Genomic DNA, 18823 nt, shown 5'->3' with positions numbered 1-18823 from the left:
GTACCGCAAGGAGCACCCATGCAGAACGCGTGGCGAGAAGGAAATCGGTTTACGCTGCTGCCAGAGGCCACACGCTTTCTGCCGGCCATGTTTGAAGCAGTATATAGCGCCCGTCACTATGTGTTGGTAGAGCTCTATTTAATGGAGTCGGGAGAGCTGGCGGATCAAGTCAGTGATGCGCTGATTGAGGCTGCACAGCGCGGGGTCAGCGTCTGTTTGCTGCTGGATGGCTATGGCTCGATGGGCCTCTCCAGCAATGATCGCCAACGGTTGAAGCAGGGCGGTGTTCAGCTACGCTTTTTTAACCCGATAGGCTTCCACTCTTTGGCGCTGAATTTGAGCCGCGATCACCGCAAAATAGTCGTGATTGATGGTGAACTGGCTTTTACCGGTGGCTTTGGCGCGGTGGATGAGTTTTTGAATGCCTGGTATGAAATTGCCCTGCGTATTGAAGGGCCGGTGGTGGCCGATTGGGAACTGCTGTTTCGGCGCCTATGGCATTCACGGCTAACCCGCACGGAGAAGGGAGATAGCCGCCCGGTGGCTCTCCCTGAACGCCGTGAGCCACCGGCGCTTGCCAATGGCGTGCCCGGGCGGGCGATGTCAGCGCGAGGCTATCGATACCAAGCGATTCGCCACTCGCTGCACCAACGTGTCAGCCAGGTAAACGAACGACTCTGGTTATGTACACCCTACTTTGTGCCCACCTTTGCCCTGCGCCGGCGCTTGGTTCGCGCGGCTCGCCGCGGTGTTGATGTACGCTTATTGTTGCCTGGGGCAAAGCACGACCATCCCAGCGTTCGCTTTGCCGGTCAACGCTTTTACCACTCGCTGCTGAAAGCTGGCGTGCGCATTTTTGAGTTTCAGCCGACCTTTATTCATGCCAAATTTGTGCTTGCCGATGAGTGGGTAAGCATTGGTTCGTGTAACTTTGACCATTGGAATTTGCACTGGAACCTAGAGGCGAACCAAGAAGCGATGGACCCACAGCTAGCGGCTGAAGTTCGCGAACTGTTTGAGCGAAACTTTGCCGCCAGCCAGGAGGTAGACGCCGCGGCTTGGGCAGCGCGCCCCTGGGGGCAGCGCGCCCGTGAGTGGATCTATGGCGTGCTGGATGCCATTGTGACGCGGCTTAAATGAGGGCCGCTGATAGCACTAGCGCTTTTTGCCTTTTGCAGGCGTTTTTTTACGCGGTTTGGGTTTTGGCGTTTCCGGCGGCACGCGGTAGTGCAGGTAAAGGTCTAAAACGAGCTCTGGTAACTGTACTACCAGCGACTCCTGGCGCTCTTGATCTTTAGCCAGCTCGGCCATGTCCGGCTCATCGTCGAACAGCCCAGAGAGCAGCATAAACGGCAGCAGCAGGGTGGCGGCAGCCTCTTCATCGTCCTGGAACCAGGCGCTCTCGTCGCTGAAAACGCCCTCCATAAACCCCGCGCACCAGTCGCCAATAGGGGTTTCCTCGGCAGGTTCGCCACCCAGGGTTAGCTCAAATGGAAGCTCCGGCAGGCCGCCTTGCTCGAGAACCGCCACCGCGTTGTCACGCAGCAGCGTGAGCAGGGTGATAATCTCATCACGCTCGGCGTCGTCGGCGTAGCGAGGCTTACCCTGAAACAGCTCAGCCAGCCACTGGGTAGGCGGCACTTCGCTAGGGGCCACGGCAAGCGCCACTAAAAAGCCATGGGCGGAGATCAGATCCAAGGCGTCTTCATCCACTTGATCAGAGTCGAGGAAGTCGTCCAGTCTATCCAGCTGCTCATCCTCTAGCAGTGGCTGTGGTGGCGTGGTTGTATCGGGCGTGTCACTGCGCTCTGCCATGAGTAAAGCCTCGTCAGTACAAATCGTTCATCAATGGTTATCTATAACGGCTAGTTTATCACTAATGAAGACGTCACCACTGCCCCCTTGGCCTGCCACTGAATTGGCGGCCATGTCAGAAACAGCGTTGCACCGGGCCGCGCGTAATCGCGTTGAACAAGCGTGGCATCGCTGCTGTGAGGTATGCCCGGCGCTGCCAGCCCCAAAGGTGTGGTTTAACCTGCGTGGCGCTTCGGCTGGGCAGGCGCATCTTGGTCACGGCGGGTTACGCTTGAACCCGGTGCTACTGAGTGAGAACCGCACGGCGTTTTTTGATGAGGTGATCCCCCACGAAATGGCTCACTGGCTGGTGTTTCATTTGGACAACGGCCCGCGCTTAAAACCCCACGGCCGCGAGTGGAAAACGGTGATGCGCGACCTCTTCGGCTTAGTTCCTAGTGTGACCCATCGGTTTGACATTAAGCAGGCGCAGTCCGCACCTTATCGTTACCAGTGCGATTGCCGGTTTCATCAATTTACTCCGACGCGTCATTCTTTAGTGGTAAACGGGCGTCGCTACCGCTGTCGACACTGCGCTAAGACCTTGGTCTACAGGCCAGAGGATGCGCTTTGATTTGTTTATAAATAACTGTTTTTTAAATAAAAAATGATAATACCAATGTCTAAAGGGAAGCCCGCGCGAGGAGGTTTATGCTAGGGGAACATTAATGGCAGTCGATACGCCCAATAATGGCCAATAAGCCCCATAAATAATCGTATCGACTACAGTTTCTTAGAGAGTGCATTTTCACGGACAGAGGCAATTTTATGAGCGATCAACAGAACGTCTATCCGGTGCGCGACGATTTCGCCGCCAATGCCTGGGCCGATAAAGCCAAATATGAGGCCATGTATCAGCAGTCGATAGACGACCCGGAAGGCTTCTGGGCTGAACAAGCCAAACGCCTCGATTGGATTAAAGCGCCCAGCAAAATCAAAAATACCTCCTTTGCGCGTGACAATGTCGATATTCGTTGGTTTGAGGATGGTCTGCTGAACGTCAGCGCCAACTGCCTTGACCGCCATCTGGACAAGCGCGGTGATCAAACGGCGATCATTTGGGAAGGCGACAGTCCCGATGAGTCCAAACATATTACCTATCGCGAACTCTATGCCCGGACGAATCAGCTGGCTAACGCGCTGAAAGAGCTGGGCATCGGTAAAGGCGATACCGTCACGCTGTATATGCCGATGATTCCCGAAGCGGCCATGGCGATGCTTGCCTGTTCGCGCATCGGGGCCGTTCACTCGGTTGTCTTTGGCGGCTTCTCGCCGGACGCCGTTGCCCAGCGGGTCATTGGCGCCGACTCCAAACTGGTGATTACCGCCGATGAGTCGGTACGCGGTGGCAAGCACGTGCCGCTGAAGGAGAACGTGGATGCCGCGCTGACCCGTGACGGCACCGACGTGTGCAAAAATGTCCTGGTGGTGAAGCGCACCGGCGGTGAGATTGATTGGAAAGAGGGCCGCGATGTCTGGTTTGACGAGCTGGTCGACAAGCAGTCCAGCGAGTGTGAAGCCGAAGCCATGGGCGCCGAAGACCCGCTGTTTATTCTCTATACCTCGGGTTCTACTGGTGCGCCTAAAGGCTTGAAGCACACCACCGGTGGCTACCTGACCTACGCTGCTATGACCCACCAGTACGTGTTCGACTACCAAGAGGGTGAAGTTTACTGGTGCACCGCGGATGTTGGCTGGGTCACCGGGCATAGCTATATCGTTTATGGCCCCTTGGCCAACGGCGCGACTACCCTGATGTTTGAGGGCGTTCCAAGCTATCCCACCCATGGCCGTATGGGTGATATCGTTGATAAGCACAACGTTAATATTCTTTACACTGCGCCCACCGCGGTGCGTGCCCTGATGGCCCATGGCGACAACGTCATGGATTCTAGCAAGCGCGATAGCCTGCGGCTGTTGGGCTCTGTGGGTGAGCCGATTAACCCGGAAGCCTGGGAGTGGTTCTACCGCGTTATCGGCAACGAAAAATGCCCGATTGTGGATACCTGGTGGCAAACCGAAACCGGCGGCATCATGATTGCGCCGCTGCCGGGCGCTACGCCGCTTAAACCTGGTTCCGCGACCGTGCCGTTCTTCGGTGTGAAGCCTGCTCTGGTCGATAACGAAGGCAATAAGCTGGAAGGCGCCGCTGAAGGCAACCTGGTGATCCTCGATGCTTGGCCGGGTCAGGCCCGCTCTATTTGGGGTGACCACGAGCGCTATGTTCAGACCTACTTCTCGACCTACGACGGTATGTACTTCACGGGTGACGGCTGTCGCCGCGATGAGGATGGCTACTACTGGATCACCGGGCGTGTGGATGACGTGCTGAACGTATCGGGTCACCGTATGGGCACCGCCGAGATTGAGTCCTCTCTGGTAGCGCACAGCGCCGTTGCGGAAGCAGCCGTTGTTGGCTTCCCGCACGATATTAAGGGACAAGGCATCTATATCTATGTCACCCTGAATGACGGTATCGAAGCGACAGACGAACTCAAAAAAGAGCTGACTCAGTGGGTGCGCAAAGATATTGGCCCGATTGCTTCGCCGGATGTCATCCAGTGGGCGCCAGGTTTGCCGAAAACCCGCTCGGGTAAAATCATGCGCCGCATTCTGCGCAAGATTGCCGCCAACGAGTGTGATGGCTTGGGCGATACCAGCACCTTGGCTGACCCTTCGGTGGTCGATGAGCTGATTGAGCATCGCGCCAACCAATAATGGCGATACAGCTATAGGCTGTTCAGCCTAATAAAGCCTGTTTGCTGACTCAAACCCGTGCCGACCCGAGTAGGTCGGCACGGTTGCGTTTATAGATACGTGTTTCACTTGTATGAACTATCTATTATAAATTGTGCATGTGATGCTTGGGCATGATGAAGCCCATGGGGTACCATGCTTCACAACCGTAAGAGCCTAGCGTCGCGGCGGCAGACAACCCCGCTGCTCGAGGAACCGGAGGAATATCCATGGCAGTAGCTCATAAGTTTATCGTCGCTGACGATCACCCGCTGTTTCGTGCAGCGCTGACCCAAGCGTTACGCCAGTTGGCCCCCCAGGCGGAAATTGTCGAAGCGGACACCATGGAAGCCACCACCGACGTGGTGAATCGCCACCCAGATGCCGATTTGATTCTGCTGGATCTGCACATGCCGGGAGCCCACGGCTTCTCAGGTTTGATCCAACTGCGTGGTCAGATGCCTGATATCCCCGTCGCGGTAGTGTCTGGCAGTGATGAACCCTATGTGGTGCGTCGTGCTATTGACTACGGCGCGTCGGGTTTTATCCCTAAATCGTCGTCACTGCAGCTGATTGCTGAGGCCGTAGGCGAAATTCTGCAGGGCGAAGTGTGGCTGCCCGAGGCGTTGGCCAACGTGCTAGAAGAGACCAGCGAAGAGGAGTCGCGCTTTGCCGAGGCGATTGCATCGCTGACGCCCCAGCAGTTCCGCGTCTTGAATATGCTGACCGAAGGCCTGCTGAACAAACAGATCGCTTATGAACTGAGCGTTTCTGAAGCGACCATCAAGGCCCACGTAACCGCGATTCTACGCAAGCTGGGCGTGCACTCGCGTACCCAGGCGGTTATTGCGGCTCAGAAACTTGAAGTCGAGCCGCCGAAAGTCGTTTCCTAAGCACTAACTACCTGAACCGCGGCGCGCTTAACGCGCCGCGCGATTGGCCTGCAACGTGCGCGTCAATAGCGCTCGCAGCGCCGCCGGTTTAACGGGCTTCAGCAGCAGTTGATAGCCCGCCCGCTTGATCTCTTCAGCCACTGCTTCGGTACGGTCAGCGGTAATCACAATCCCCGGTACCGCCCCCTCAAAACGCTCGCTGAGCGCTTCTAGCGCCATTAAACCCGTGACTTCGTTATCCAGGTGGTAGTCCGCCAGAATAGCGTCAGGGTCGCCATCCATATTGCGCAGGATCGATTTGGCCCCGCCGATACTGGTGGCGGTAAACACCTCGCAGCCCCAGCCGCTAAGCATGGCGGTCATGCCTTCCAGAATTAGTGTCTCGTTGTCGATACATACAATTCGCGTACCGCTCAGCTTATGGCTGCCGCGCCGGGCCTGTGGCTCAAGCTCGTTACTGCTCGCTTCATGGGCAGTCACAATCGGCACGCTAACCGAGAAAACTGCGCCTTTGCCTACCGTCGAGCGCACTTTGATGGGGTGATCCAGCACCCGGCTCATACGGTCGGCAATGGAGAGTCCCAGCCCTAGGCCTTTCTCACTCTCTTTGTGGCGGGAGACCTGATCCAGGCGGCGGAATTCCTGAAAAATCTCGCTCAATTTAGATTCAGGAATACCGGGGCCGCTGTCCCACACTTCAATAGAGAGCCAGCCGTTTTGGCGGCGACAGCCCAGCAGTACGCGACCCTCTTGGGTGTAGCGAATGGCATTAGACAAGAAATTCTGCACGATACGGCGCAGCATCTGGGGGTCTGAGTCTACCCAAAGCCGGGTAGGCACGACTTCTAAGTCCAACCCACGATCATCCGCCATGACCTCAAACTCGGCGCGTAAGGGGCGGAAGATGTCGGCCAGGGCAAAGTGACTGCGGCGTGGCGTTAAGGCGCCTGCGTCCAGCTTGGAGATATCCAGCAGGGTGCTGAGCAACTCCTCGGCGGCCTGCAGCGAGTTATCGATATGGCCAACGATGCGTTGGGTATCGGTAGTGGTCACGTTTTGCATTAGCGCGGAGGTGAATAGCCGTGCCGCGTTAAGTGGCTGCAGCAAGTCGTGGCTGGCCGCGGCCAAAAAGCGTGTCTTAGAGGCGTTGGCATCTTCTGCGAGCTGCTTAGCCTGGCGCAGAGCGAGCTCCGCCTCGGCGCGTACTCGGTTCTCCTGGCGCAATGCCGCGTTGGCTTCAGAGAGCGCTTGAGTACGCTCACGCACGCGCTCCTCAAGGGTTTCGTTGGTCTCTTTAAGGGCAATTTCGGCCTGACGGCGTTCGGTAATATCCTGATAGAGCGCAAAGAAGCCCAGGATCGCCTGACTGTCGCCAAAGTGCGGCGTGTAAGTGACCAGCATATAGCGCATGGCCTCATTCACCCGCAGTGAGACCTCAAAACTCACCCGTTCGCCTTTCAAGGCGCGTGCGACCCATGGCGCACGCTCTTCCGCCTGCTTAATTTGCAGCACGTCTTCGAAGCGGCGACCAATCACCGCATTGCGATCAATGTTGAACGCTTGCTCGTAGGCGCGGTTGGTAAATAGGTAACGGCACTCTTTGTCGAAGTAGGCAATCAACGCGGGCACGTTGTCGGTATAGATACGGATATTGTTTTCCGAGCGAATCAGCGCCTCTTCGATACGCTTCTGCTGGGTAATATCCTGGTAGGTATACACAAAGCCGCCGCCAGGCATCGGGTTGCCCTGCACTTCCAGCACGCTGCCATCTTGGCGGTAGCGCACGTAGCGGTGGGGTTGGCCTTCGCGAATATTGTCGAGCAGTAGCTGCACGTGCTCTTCCGGGTCACCCGGGCCATACTCGCCGTTGTGGGCGTTGTAGCGGAAGATGCGGTCTATGGGCGCGCCAACGCGGATCAGGTGGTCAGGGAAGCGGAAGAGCTCTAGATAACGCTGGTTCCACACCACCAGGCGCAGGTTCTGGTCGACCACGCTGATGCCCTGGTTAATGTTTTCTATGGTGGCCTGGAGCAGCGCCCGGTTGAACTCCAATACCTGCGAGGCCTCATCGACAATCGAAATCACATCCGAGATGCCGATACCGCGCCCCTGAAGCGCCGAGTTAACCACGATGCGTGCCGATGAAGCGCCCAGCACCGAGGCCAGAAAGCGTTCGGTAAACTGAATAATATCGATTGAGGCTCGGGTGCCGTCGTCCAGCGGTTTACCTACCCGGCGGGCGTAGTCTTCAAAAGCGCGATCCACCTGACCCGCGCCTAGAAAGCGCTCGCAGAGGACTTTTAAATCGCCGACGGTGGTCGCCCCGGTCCAGGGGCGGTTCACCGAGGTTTGACGCGTCTCTACGCTGTCCACGAACAGCGAGGCCTGAATACGCTCGACCACTCGCTGTGAGGTCACCTGGGAAACAAAAATGTAGCAGAACAGGTTAACCCCGAGTGACAGCATCACGCCGTGGGTAAAGCTGTCACCCAAGTTGAGGCCGAATAGCGCCGTGGGCGATAGCCAATTAAGCCCCAACGGGCCGCCGTCGAGCCAAGCGGTAGGAAGCACGCCCGCATTGATCATCGCGGGCATTAGCAGGCTATAGGCCCAGATGGCGAAGCCTGCATTCATGCCGACGATGACCCCAAGCCGGTTACCGCGCTTCCAGTAGAGCCCGCCAATCAACGCTGGCGCAAACTGGGCCGCGGCGGCAAACGAGAGCATGCCAATCGAGGCCAGCGAGGTGAATTCGGCAATCAGCTGGTAGAAGCCATAGGCCATGGCCAGAACGGCGACAATGGTTAAACGCCGCGCGCGCAGCACCAAGCGACCATAATCCCGCGCCTTGGTATCAAACCAGCGCAGTCGGAACAGCGCCGGGATAACGATTTCGTTGGAGATCATGATCGACACCGCCACGGCGGCGACAATCACCATGCCCGTGGCCGCCGAGAAACCGCCGATAAAAGTAAGAAGTGTTAACCACTGGTGGCCCGAGGCCATGGATAGTGCCAGTACGTAGGTATCTGGCTCTACGCCGCTTTCGGAAAACAGTAACAGCCCTGCGGCGGCTAAGGGCACCACGAAAAAGGCAATGGCCAGCAGGTAAAGTGGGAACAGCCAGCGCGCTTTGGTGGCGTCGTCAGGGTGAATGTTCTCCACCACGGCCACATGGAACTGGCGGGGTAGACACAGAATCGCCAACATCGCGAGCAGCGTTTGCGCCCAGAAACTCTGGCCGAAATCTTGATTGGCAAGCTGGCGCTGGAGTTCGAGCTGACTTTCGGCATGCCCCATCAGCTCACCCAGGCCATCAAACATACCCCAGGTAACAAAGGCACCAAGCACCACGAAGGCGAGCAGTTTGACCAGCGATTCAAATGCCACGGCGTGGATTAAGCCTTCGTGGTGTTCGGTGGCATCGGTGTGGCGGGTGCCAAATAGAATCGCGAAAATCGCCATCACAATCGCCACATAGAAGGCCGTATCGCCAAACAGCGGCGTATGGGTCACATCGGTGGCATCGGTGAGCACGCTAAAAGTAGTGGAAACCGCTTTTAGCTGCAGGGCAATGTAGGGCAGGGTGCCGACCAAGGCGACTAAGCTGGCAAAGGCGGCCAGCGACTGGGTTTTGCCGTAACGGGAGGCGATAAAGTCGGCAATCGAGGTGACGTTTTGATGCTTGGCAACGCGAATCATCTTGGCCAGCACCGGCCAGAACAGCAAAAACGTCAAAATCGGCCCGACGAAGATGCTTGCAAACGACCAGCCCGCGGTAGCTGCCTGGCCAACCGCACCGTAAAACGTCCACGAGGTGCAGTAGATTGCCAGCGCCAGGCTATAGATGATCGGACGCCGGCGGGTGGCGCCGTGGGTACGCGCGCGGCGGTCACCGTACCAAGCGATGCCGAATAGAACGGCAATATAGAGTAACGAAACCGCTACCAGTAGCCCGCCGTGAAACATGCCTTTCTCCCCGCCAGAGTGTGCGATCCACTAATCGTGCGCTAATAAAAAAGGCTTCATTCTAGGCGAAATGGAGGGCCGTGTACGACCATTCTCTAAGCTTGTTTACACCACAGACTTTATTTGTCTTATGTGCACACATTGCTGAGTAGCGGAGAGGTTTCGCGCAGCGTGCGTATCTCCTCGAGAATAGGCTCGCGAGACTCTTCATCCAGTGGGACCAATTCCCGGTTCTCACAATTGAGTACGTAGGGCTGGGTTATCAAAATATCGGTGTGGTGACGTTCAAACTGATAAAGAATAAATTCTGCTAAGAGGGAGCCGTCCTGCTCGCTGATGCGAATATTTTCGCTATCGACCATGCTGAACTTAGTGGTCATGGGAATGGCAAAGGTCCATGGGCGCCATACCGCCTTGCTACTTTCGGTTGAAATGACTTTTGCGGTCTCAGGAAGCTGCGCCTGCTTATGCTCAAACCAGCTGTACTCGACCTGAACTTGATAGCCCAGCATACCCAGCGCGCCACACACTGGCACTATCCACTTGGGCAAACGTTTGCCGCTCAAATTGCGCAGTATCAGGCCAATCCCGGCGGCCGCAAGGCCTGCAAAAACGGCGGCGATCAAATGCCAAATCATAAATTATCCTTTCAAAAAGCCGTCTATAAAAGCCATCGGGCCTCCCGAAGGAAGCCCGATGGTGAGGTCGATTCCAAAGCGTTATCGCCGTGTGGCGATAACGCGTCAGGAAGGAGTATGACTTAGTGATCTACCGCCATGCCAGCACCTTTCGGATAGCGAACGCTTTCCACCAGGTCCTGAATTTCCTGCGGCGGTGCAGCTGTCACTCTGGAGACCGCGAAGGCAACGGCGAAGTTGATCATCGCGCCTACGGCACCGAAGGATAGCGGCGAGATACCGAAGATCCAGTTATCTGGCGTGTTTGCCAGCATATTGGTCTCTGGTACGAAGAACCAGCCCAGGTAGGTGAAGATGTAAAGCAGAGTACAAATCAAGCCCGCCAACATACCGGCAATCGCACCTGAGTTGTTCATCCGCTTGGAGAAGATACCCATCATCAGCGCGGGGAACAGCGATGCACCGGCGATACCAAAGGCCAGTGCCACCGTTTGTGCCGCAAACCCAGGCGGATTAAGCCCCAAGTAGGTGGCCAGCAGTATCGCGCCCCCCATGGAGATTCGCGCCGCCAACATCTCGCCTTTTTCGGAAATCTTCGGATTGATCATGGTTTTGATCAAATCGTGACTGATCGCCGACGAGATCGCCAGTAGCAAGCCTGCTGCGGTTGATAGGGCAGCCGCAATACCACCTGCTGCGATCAAACCAATAACCCAGCCGGGCAAGTTGGCAATTTCCGGATTGGCGAGTACCAGAATGTCGTTATTAACGGTTAGTTCGTTGCCTTCCCAACCACGATCAGAGTAGTCAGCAGCATCGTTATATAGCTGAATGCGGCCATCGTTGTTGAGATCGTTGAAGCTGATAAGGCCGGTTTCTTCCCATGTGCGAACCCAATCTGGACGCTCTTCGTACAGAATCGGATTTTGCGCAGCCTCTTCGTAGTTCTCAACCTGCCCGGCCATCTCTGGATAGACAGTAGTTGCCAAGTTCAGACGTGCCATAGAGCCTACCGCCGGAGCAGTAAGGTAAAGCAGTGCAATGAACACTAGCGCCCAGCCAGCAGACCAACGTGCATCGGCTACTTTCGGTACGGTGAAGAAGCGAATGATAACGTGAGGAAGACCGGCGGTACCGACCATCAGCGACAGGGTGAACAGCACCATGTTGAGCTTGTTGTCTACGTCGGCAGTGTAATCCTGGAAGCCAAGTGCATTGACCACATCGTCAAGCTTCTCAAGCAGCGGGATACCGGACTCAGTGTGGGTACTGAACATACCGAACATCGGAATCGGGTTGCCGGTTAGTTGGAAGGCAATGAACACCGCAGGAATGGTGTAAGCGATGATTAGAACGATGTACTGGGCCACCTGGGTGTAGGTGATGCCTTTCATGCCGCCAAATACGGCGTAGAGGAAAACGATCAGCGCGGCTAACCAGATACCCCAAGTGTTGCTGACTTCAAGGAAGCGCGAGAACGCTACGCCCGCACCGGTCATTTGACCGATAACGTAGGTAACCGACGCCACAATCAAGCACACGATCGCCACTAGGCGAGCGGTGTTGCTGTAGAAGCGGTCACCAATGAAGTCGGGCACGGTGAACTTACCAAACTTACGCAGGTAAGGGGCTAGCAACATCGCGAGGATAACGTAGCCACCGGTCCAGCCCATCAGGAAGGTGGAGTTAGCGTAGCCACCGGAGGCCAGCAAACCCGCCATGGAAATAAATGACGCCGCTGACATCCAGTCTGCCGCGGTGGCCATCCCGTTGGTAATTGGGTGAACCCCACCCCCAGCGACGTAGAAGTCTTTCGTTGAGCCGGCGCGCGCCCAAATCGCAATGCCTATATACAAGGCAAAGGAGGCGCCGACGAACAGTAAGTTAATTGCAAACTGGCTCATACCGGCTTACTCCCCAAGGCCAAATTTTTGATCGAGCTTATTCATCTTCCAGGCGTAGAAGAAGATCAGCACGATAAACGTTAGGATTGAGCCCTGTTGTGCAAACCAGAAGCCAAGATCAGTGCCGCCAACCGGAATGCCGGCGAGCAGCGGGCGAAAAAGGATAGCGCATCCGTAAGAAACAAATGCCCAAACGGCTAGGCATCCGAAAATTAAGCGGACGTTTGCTTTCCAGTATTCAGCAGCATTGGTTTTGTCGTCTGCCATTGTGTTGCTCTCCACTTGTGTTTTTTAAGGTTGGGAAAGTTCACGAGGAATAGCGTGTGACCCATCAGGGCAATCGCACGTCTAAAGCCACTCATTCGTTAGCAGTGGTGAGTCAGCTTCTTTTGGCACGTCACCTTATTATTCGATATGAAGTTTCGAGTTAGTTAGTGACGTGCGATTACCCTGCATGACTCATTGTTAATACTGGGCAATAAACGTCAAAAAATAAATCCCAGACTTTGGTATCAATAAACAGCTTAATGGCTTTTGGTTGGCTACATGTTGTTGAAAATTCGAGTTTTTAGACGCTATTTAAGCGAAATTTGTAGGCGTTTCCAGGGCTATGGGACGATAGTCTAGTAAGCAAATAAAAGCAATTATTGGCTACTTTAAATACATATGCTGCGTTTAATGGGGTGTGGCGGTTAGTGAGTGTCGATACTTTGGTCGCGTATCAAAAGTCGCTTCGACCTTAGCGTGATAGCTAAAGGTATAACAACGTTCTACTTGCTACTTGGGAAGTGAATCCTTTATACCCGTACAGCCACCTTCACATAATAATCGATAAACGTTTTTGAAGCGCTGGAGTAGGTCAGTTTATGTGGGTCAGTATCGAATCACGATGTTTATTTGTTATTTCTTATGTCTACTAGCTCGCCATAAGGCACAATCCGGTTAGTCGCAGTCTCGTTTTAATGAGGTCATACGCCATGGTCGATGTGGATCTATCCCAGCTGCCGTTTACGCTTCTTGACGATGAGGGGCGTGATCATATTCGACGTGGCATTGACCTTGCCTATTTTGATCGTGACGAAATCATTTTAGAGTCCGGTCAAGCGGGTGAGTTTGTTTTCTTGATTCATAAAGGCGAAGTCGCGGAAATCGACCCAACGCTACCCTCGTCTACCTCTCGCATTGGCCACTACACGGCGGGGGATCTGTTTGGCGCGATCAGTATTCTCAATGGTAAAAGCCGTTACCGGTTTAAGGCAGAGCAGGAGTGCCTGTGCTATCTGCTGCCCAAAGCGCTGTTTCAGCAACTGTGTCGCCACTATCCCGATTTCAGCAATTTCTTTCGCCAATCGCTGACCCATAAGGCGCGTTTGCTGACTGAAAAGCGCGCCGAAGGTGGCGTTACCATGGCGGGCTTTATGCTGGCCAAGGTGAGCGAGTGCATGCGCGAGCCGCTGCTGATGGCCGCAGCGACCGATATTGCTAGCGCTGTAAAACAGCTTAACGAAAGCCACGCCGATAGCCTGCTGGTGGATACCCAGGACACCCTGGGCATGGTGACCAAAACCGATCTACTCAACGCCCTGGTGTTGGAGGGCCGTGCGGTAACATCATCGGTGGATGAGATCGCCCATTTTAATCTAGTGACCGCCGCGCCGGATCAGTATTTATTTGAAGTATTGGTACTGATGACCCGCCATAAAGTGGCGCGAGTGGTAGTGATGGAGCAAAACGCCTTGAAAGGCGTCGTCGAGCTCACCGATGTGCTTAGCTACTTCTCAAGCCGCAGCTATGTGGTGAGCCTGCAGGTGGAGCAGGCGACCAGCTTAGAGGCGCTTTCGGTCGCCAGTCAGCGCACCCCGGAATTGGTCAAAGCGCTGATGGCCCAGGGCGTTAAACTGCGCTTTGCGATGGATCTGCTCGCTGCACTCAACGGCCGTATCATGAGCAAAGCCTGGGAGTTCACTATTGATGAGCGCTACCACGAGCAGAGCTGCATGATGGTGATGGGTAGCGAAGGGCGCGGTGAACAGATTCTAAAAACGGATCAGGATAACGGCTTGATTCTTGCCGATGAAACCCAGTGGTCTGACCTTGCCAGTCATATGCAGACGCTCACCGATACGCTGATTCAGCTTGGTTACCCGCCTTGCCCCGGCAATATTATGGTCTCTAACCCTGAGTGGGTGGCCACGGTATCGCAGTGGAAGGGCAATATTGCCAAGTGGGCCAGGGAGCGTGACGGCGATAGCCTAATGAAGCTGGCGATTATGCTCGATGCCCATGCTGTAGCGGGCAACCCCAGCCTGCTTGAGAGCGTCCGCGATGAGCTGTTTGAACGCTGCTCGGGTGATGAACTGCTGCTCTCCTATTTTGCCCGCACGGCGCTACGTTTCTCGACGCCACTAACGCTGTTTGGCTCGTTGAAAAAGCCCCAACACGGTATCGATATTAAGAAAGGCGGTATTTTTCCTATCGTTCATGGCGTGCGCACCATGGCGCTTGAACGGCGTATCAAAGCCACCTCGACGTTTGATCGTTTGGATGCCCTGGCTGTCGACGGCCGGTTGGATCGCCGTTTTGCCGATGACCTGGGCGAAGCGTTGGCACTGTTTTCCGAGCTGCGCCTTAAGCAGCAGCTAAGTACGCTGGAAACCGCTGCGGACGCGAAAGAAGCTAATTCCCAAAACAGCAGCCGCGCTAACCGTGTTGTGGTGCAAAACCTCTCTTCACTTGAGCGCGATCTATTACGCGAAGCGATGCATATCGTCAAAGACTTTAAGCAGCGTCTTTCCCATCGTTACCATTTGGAGTATTCGTGAGCGTAATGCGGCTGTTAGATCGACATGTGACGCTATTTAGCGGCTCGCTACGCACCTTGCTAAGGCGTGAAAGCGACCGGCGCCGCTGCGCAGACTCCCCCTATGCCTGGCTGTTTCAGCCCTATATGGGTGAAGAGTTGGTGTCGCTCGCCTGTACTGTAACGCCTACTCAATCATCGCCTGTGATCAGTTTGGCAGCGGTGGTGCTTAGCCAGCAACAGGTGCATACCAGTCGCGCTTTTGTGATTACCCTGGGCAGTGCAAAGCAACCCGAGAGCGCAACGCTGCGCCGCCATCACTTGCTCTGCGAAGCGGGGGCGGTGTTACCGCCAAACAGTGATAACTTGAGCGCCTTAGTGGAGTTTATTGGCAATCGACCCATCGTTGGCTGGCAGTTAGAGCAACGGCTCGGGGCATTAAATGCACTGCTCAGTAAGCGGCTGAATTTTGCCCTGCCCAATGCCCAGGTCGATGTGGCAAAACTGCATCAACGCCAGCTACGGCGTCTGCATCCAGAGGTCGAAGCGCCTAGTAGCTTCGATCAGGCGTTGGCGTGCTGGCAAGTACCCGCCATGGGCGTTCAGAGTGTACTTGGAGAGGCAACCGCCAGCGCACTGCTTTATATGCGCCTGCAGCGCATTATGGCGCAGGCTGCTTAGGGCGGAGTGACGAGTAGTTGGGTCAAGGCGAAGAGTGTTGTTAGAATAGCGCCCAATTATTTCTGTGTAGTGCCTCTTCTCTTCACCATATCCTCGGCAGTGCTTATACCATGCAATCTCTTGATCACTTTGATCCTGCTCACCTTGACACGGTTGGAGCCACCCCAGCTGACGCTGAGCACGACCAGCCGGAGCTGGCTGATGCGAAGCTGAAGCGTGAATTTAACAAGCTGCAAAAGCGTCTACGTCGAGAAGTGGGCAATGCGATTATTGATTACCAAATGATCAATGAAGGTGATCGCGTAATGGTTTGCCTCTCCGGCGGAAAAGACAGCTACACGATGCTGGAGATTTTGCGCAACTTACAGCGCAATGCGCCGATCAATTTCTCGCTGGTGGCGGTCAACCTGGATCAAAAGCAGCCTGGCTTTCCGGAACACGTGCTACCCGCGTATCTGGATAAGCAGGGCGTGGAGTACCACATTGTCGAGCGCGATACCTACTCGGTGGTGAAGGAGAAAACCCCTGAAGGCAAAACCACCTGCGCGCTCTGTTCACGGCTGCGGCGCGGCTCGCTGTATGGCTTCGCCGAAGAGATTGGCGCCAATAAGATAGCCCTGGGCCATCACAGGGAAGATATTCTCGAAACGCTGTTTCTCAATATGTTCTTTGGCGGCAACCTGAAAGCGATGCCGCCAAAGCTGCTATCCGATGATGGTAAGAATATCGTTATTCGGCCGTTGGCCTACTGCAAAGAGGCGGACATCGCTGAATTTTCGCGGCTGATGGCGTTTCCAATTATTCCCTGCAACCTATGCGGCTCCCAGCCCAATATGCAGCGCCAGGTGGTCAAAGAGATGCTCGCCGAGTGGGACAAAAAGTTTCCCGGCCGCCTGGAGAGCATGTTCAAGGCCGTCACCAATATTGCTCCTTCCCAGTTGGCCGACCGCAGCCTTTTCGATTTTGAAGGTTTAGAGGCCAAGCAAGCAGAGCTGCTGGCGGGGCGTATCCAGGCCTTTAACGTCAGCTAACCGTTTGCTCTTCCTCTTCGGCAAGAGTAATCAAGCGCTGCATATCGAGAATGTTGACCTCTCGCCCGGAGACCGCCACCACGCTCTGCTGCTGAAAGCGGCTTAGTATGCGGCTGACCGTTTCCACTGCTAAGCCCAGATAGTTGCCAATATCGGCCCTGGGCATCGAGAGGCGAAAGCTGAAAGGCGAGTAGCCCCGGCGACGAAAACGATCCGAAAGGGTAATCAGAAAGCTCGCCAGTCGTTGATCGGCGGTTTTGCGCGAGAGTAGCCGCATCATACGCCGGTCATCGCGCAACTCTTTACTCATGCTGCGATACAGCTGACCCCGCAGTTCGGGCAGCTCCTCCGAGAGCAAATCCAGGCGGTCGAAAGGGATCTCGCAGACGGTGGTCGTTTCCAGGGCAATCACGCTACCTGGGTACTGCTCTTCGTCAATGCCATCCAGCCCCACCAATTCACTAGGCAGGTAGAAATTGGTCAGCTGCTCGCTGCCGTTACCTTCTGCGGTGATCTGTTTCAAACTGCCTGAACGGACTGCGTAAACGCTGGTAAATGCGTCACCCTGACGAAACAGCGGCTCGCCTTTTTTCAGCGGCGCCCGGCGACGAATAATGGCGTCAAACTGACCCACATCATCCAGCTCAAGGGCAAGCGGCAGGCACAGGGAGCTCAAACTGCAGGTTTGGCAGCGGGCTTCATGGAGTAGCGAGCGCCGACGGCTCATCGGTTCCAACATGTGTTGCTCCTTGAGTGGGTCATGCGTATCAATTAGAAAATCCTTACTTATTATAATTGCTTTAGCATGCCTACAGTAAGGTTATTAAACAATCTTAGAGTATCGCTGTCCTGTTTGCCCAGAAAGATGGGCGTCAAACGCCATGGCTATATGGCGAATCAGCAGTCGTCCCATCGGCGTAGCGTTAAGCTGGTCACCGCTACGGGTCAGCAGTCCATCCTGTTCGGCACTCTGCAGGCGCTCAAGCGCCGGCGCAAAGTAGCGGGGGGCATCAATGTTCCAACGTTGGCTAACGGCGGCCAGGTCAATACCCATATCGCACATCAGCCGCTCAATCACGTCCCGGCGGATCAGGTCGTCATCACTTAAACGCACGCCCCGCACGGTGGCAAGCTGCCCCTGGTCCAGCGCCGCTTCGTAGCTTGCCAGATCGCTCGGGTTCTGCGCATAGACGTCATAAATGCGTGAAATCGCCGACACGCCAAGTCCGATTAAGTCGCACTGGGCGTGGCTGGAGTAGCCCTGGAAGTTGCGCTGCAGTGAGCCTTCGCGCTGGGCAATAGCCAGGCTATCGTCAGGGCGGGCAAAGTGATCCATACCGATATGCACATAACCAGCTGCGGTGAGCATCTCGATGGTGGTGCGTAGAATCGCCAGCTTCTCTTCGCCACCCGGCAAGTCATCGACGTTAATACGCCGCTGGGGGGCAAAGCGCTCGGGCATATGGGCGTAGTTAAACACGGAAAGACGTGCCGGGTTTAGTTCAATTACCTGACGTAGGGTGTCGGCAAAGCTCTTTTCAGTCTGGAATGGCAATCCGTAAATTAGATCGAGATTTAGCGAGCGAAAGCCCAGGCGGTGCGCCTCCTCCATCAGCGTTTCGGTGAGGACCCGAGGCTGAATGCGGTTGATCGCTTTCTGCACCAGCGGGCTTAAATCCTGTACGCCTAGGCTGATGCGATTAAAGCCGAGGGATTCGAGGTGGCGCAGAGTAAACACATCCGCTTCGCGGGGATCTATTTCAATCGCGTAATCGCGATCAGCAGACGACGAAAGACCAAAGCGTGCATCCAGTCGATCAATCAGGTCGCCCATCTGATTCAAACTGAGAAATGTCGGCGTACCGCCGCCCCAATGCAGTTGCTCTACCGGCCGTGTCGTATCCAAGTGGCGTGCTGTCAGCACCATTTCACGGTCAAGCCGGGCTATGTAGGGCTCAGTCAGAGCGGTGTTTTTGGTGGCAATTTTATTACACGCGCAGTAGAAGCAGATCTTGCGGCAAAAAGGCACGTGAACATACAGCGAGAGCGAACGCTTACTAGCATTGCTACGCTCCAGCGCCTGGGTCAGGTCGCTAGGGGTAAATTGGTCGTGAAACGATAGCGCCGTGGGGTAGGAGGTGTAGCGTGGGCCGCTGGTATCGTAGCGACGCAGTAACGCTTCATCCCACGCCGGCTGCATGGGGGCTGCGGCAGCAACTGGTGCAAGAGGCAAGGCAGCAGGGGCATGAACGGGCATGAATGGGCGCTCCGATGTTAGGAAATGCCGCTAGCCTAACTCGTAGTCGGGAGGTAAATG

The 18823-nt window shown here is 55.4% G+C and carries 14 protein-coding genes; 7 read left to right on the top strand and 7 right to left on the bottom strand.

All coding sequences use genetic code 11. From position 1 onward, the window contains the following. Positions 1-18: 18 nt before the first annotated feature. Positions 19-1140: a phosphatidylserine/phosphatidylglycerophosphate/cardiolipin synthase family protein gene (locus QHL1GM_RS08955; protein ID WP_071694165.1), complete on the top strand. Its 1122-nt coding sequence runs from the start codon at positions 19-21 to the stop codon at positions 1138-1140. 15 nt (positions 1141-1155) lie between these two features. Here the strand turns inward: QHL1GM_RS08955 and QHL1GM_RS08950 are convergent, their stop codons facing one another. Next, positions 1156-1815: a YecA family protein gene (locus QHL1GM_RS08950; protein WP_071694164.1), complete on the bottom strand. Its 660-nt coding sequence runs from the start codon at positions 1813-1815 to the stop codon at positions 1156-1158. Positions 1816-1879: 64 nt separating this feature from the next. Here QHL1GM_RS08950 and QHL1GM_RS08945 point away from each other — a divergent pair, with 64 nt between their 5' ends. The 3 genes from QHL1GM_RS08945 (at position 1880) to QHL1GM_RS08935 (ending at position 5483) form a co-directional block, all read left to right on the top strand. Beyond that, positions 1880-2428, top strand: coding sequence for a SprT-like domain-containing protein (locus QHL1GM_RS08945; protein ID WP_071694163.1), 549 nt, complete (start codon positions 1880-1882; stop codon positions 2426-2428). Positions 2429-2622: 194 nt separating this feature from the next. Further along, entirely contained in the window at positions 2623-4572 is a 1950-nt protein-coding gene (acs, locus tag QHL1GM_RS08940; protein ID WP_071694162.1) for an acetate--CoA ligase, read from the top strand. A 248-nt stretch (positions 4573-4820) separates the two neighbouring features. Beyond that, complete coding sequence (locus QHL1GM_RS08935) at positions 4821-5483, top strand: response regulator transcription factor (protein ID WP_007113812.1); 663 nt, start codon at positions 4821-4823, stop codon at positions 5481-5483. A gap of 27 nt (positions 5484-5510) precedes the next feature. Here QHL1GM_RS08935 and QHL1GM_RS08930 read toward each other — a convergent pair whose 3' ends face one another. The 4 genes from QHL1GM_RS08930 to QHL1GM_RS08915 form a co-directional block, all read right to left on the bottom strand. Further along, positions 5511-9452 carry a NahK/ErcS family hybrid sensor histidine kinase/response regulator gene (locus QHL1GM_RS08930; RefSeq protein ID WP_071694161.1) on the bottom strand — a complete coding sequence of 1314 codons (3942 nt, stop codon included), beginning with the start codon at positions 9450-9452 and terminating at the stop codon, positions 5511-5513. Between the two features lie 128 nt (positions 9453-9580). After that, positions 9581-10090 (bottom strand): hypothetical protein, encoded by a 510-nt coding sequence (locus QHL1GM_RS08925; RefSeq protein WP_071694160.1) that lies wholly within the window; start codon positions 10088-10090, stop codon positions 9581-9583. Between the two features lie 122 nt (positions 10091-10212). Further along, positions 10213-11994 carry a sodium:solute symporter family protein gene (locus QHL1GM_RS08920; RefSeq protein WP_071694159.1) on the bottom strand — a complete coding sequence of 594 codons (1782 nt, stop codon included), beginning with the start codon at positions 11992-11994 and terminating at the stop codon, positions 10213-10215. A 6-nt stretch (positions 11995-12000) separates the two neighbouring features. Then, positions 12001-12261 (bottom strand): DUF4212 domain-containing protein, encoded by a 261-nt coding sequence (locus tag QHL1GM_RS08915; RefSeq protein WP_007113808.1) that lies wholly within the window; start codon positions 12259-12261, stop codon positions 12001-12003. Positions 12262-12971: 710 nt separating this feature from the next. Between QHL1GM_RS08915 and QHL1GM_RS08910 the strand changes: the two genes are divergently transcribed. The 3 genes from QHL1GM_RS08910 to ttcA all read left to right on the top strand — a co-directional run bounded on the left by QHL1GM_RS08910 (position 12972) and on the right by ttcA (position 16506). Further along, positions 12972-14816: a DUF294 nucleotidyltransferase-like domain-containing protein gene (locus QHL1GM_RS08910; protein WP_071694158.1), complete on the top strand. Its 1845-nt coding sequence runs from the start codon at positions 12972-12974 to the stop codon at positions 14814-14816. A 5-nt stretch (positions 14817-14821) separates the two neighbouring features. Continuing rightward, complete coding sequence (locus tag QHL1GM_RS08905; RefSeq protein ID WP_071695954.1) at positions 14822-15475, top strand: DNA polymerase III subunit epsilon; 654 nt, start codon at positions 14822-14824, stop codon at positions 15473-15475. A 110-nt stretch (positions 15476-15585) separates the two neighbouring features. Beyond that, positions 15586-16506: a tRNA 2-thiocytidine(32) synthetase TtcA gene (ttcA, locus tag QHL1GM_RS08900; protein ID WP_071694157.1), complete on the top strand. Its 921-nt coding sequence runs from the start codon at positions 15586-15588 to the stop codon at positions 16504-16506. Here ttcA and fnr read toward each other — a convergent pair. Together fnr and hemN are read right to left on the bottom strand one after the other, a co-directional pair. Beyond that, the gene (fnr, locus tag QHL1GM_RS08895; RefSeq protein WP_071694156.1) at positions 16499-17245 is read right to left on the bottom strand and encodes a fumarate/nitrate reduction transcriptional regulator Fnr; all 747 of its coding nucleotides are present in this window, start codon (positions 17243-17245) and stop codon (positions 16499-16501) included. The genes ttcA and fnr overlap by 8 nt on opposite strands. A gap of 84 nt (positions 17246-17329) precedes the next feature. Next, positions 17330-18763: an oxygen-independent coproporphyrinogen III oxidase gene (gene hemN, locus QHL1GM_RS08890; RefSeq protein WP_071694155.1), complete on the bottom strand. Its 1434-nt coding sequence runs from the start codon at positions 18761-18763 to the stop codon at positions 17330-17332. Positions 18764-18823 lie beyond the last annotated feature (60 nt).

It is taken from the genome of Halomonas sp. QHL1 (genome assembly GCF_001882345.1).
In the GTDB taxonomy this organism is placed as follows: Bacteria; Pseudomonadota; Gammaproteobacteria; order Pseudomonadales; family Halomonadaceae; genus Vreelandella.
This window is presented reverse-complemented; position numbering and strand designations above follow the sequence as displayed.

Coding starts and splice junctions, on each gene's coding strand:
- QHL1GM_RS08955 (WP_071694165.1), top strand. CDS start 19: ATGCAGAACGCGTGGCGAGAAGGAAATCGGTTTACGCTGCTGCCAGAG.
- QHL1GM_RS08950 (WP_071694164.1), bottom strand. CDS start 1,815: ATGGCAGAGCGCAGTGACACGCCCGATACAACCACGCCACCACAGCCA.
- QHL1GM_RS08945 (WP_071694163.1), top strand. CDS start 1,880: ATGAAGACGTCACCACTGCCCCCTTGGCCTGCCACTGAATTGGCGGCC.
- acs (WP_071694162.1), top strand. CDS start 2,623: ATGAGCGATCAACAGAACGTCTATCCGGTGCGCGACGATTTCGCCGCC.
- QHL1GM_RS08935 (WP_007113812.1), top strand. CDS start 4,821: ATGGCAGTAGCTCATAAGTTTATCGTCGCTGACGATCACCCGCTGTTT.
- QHL1GM_RS08930 (WP_071694161.1), bottom strand. CDS start 9,452: ATGTTTCACGGCGGGCTACTGGTAGCGGTTTCGTTACTCTATATTGCC.
- QHL1GM_RS08925 (WP_071694160.1), bottom strand. CDS start 10,090: ATGATTTGGCATTTGATCGCCGCCGTTTTTGCAGGCCTTGCGGCCGCC.
- QHL1GM_RS08920 (WP_071694159.1), bottom strand. CDS start 11,994: ATGAGCCAGTTTGCAATTAACTTACTGTTCGTCGGCGCCTCCTTTGCC.
- QHL1GM_RS08915 (WP_007113808.1), bottom strand. CDS start 12,261: ATGGCAGACGACAAAACCAATGCTGCTGAATACTGGAAAGCAAACGTC.
- QHL1GM_RS08910 (WP_071694158.1), top strand. CDS start 12,972: ATGGTCGATGTGGATCTATCCCAGCTGCCGTTTACGCTTCTTGACGAT.
- QHL1GM_RS08905 (WP_071695954.1), top strand. CDS start 14,822: ATGCGGCTGTTAGATCGACATGTGACGCTATTTAGCGGCTCGCTACGC.
- ttcA (WP_071694157.1), top strand. CDS start 15,586: ATGCAATCTCTTGATCACTTTGATCCTGCTCACCTTGACACGGTTGGA.
- fnr (WP_071694156.1), bottom strand. CDS start 17,245: ATGTTGGAACCGATGAGCCGTCGGCGCTCGCTACTCCATGAAGCCCGC.
- hemN (WP_071694155.1), bottom strand. CDS start 18,763: ATGCCCGTTCATGCCCCTGCTGCCTTGCCTCTTGCACCAGTTGCTGCC.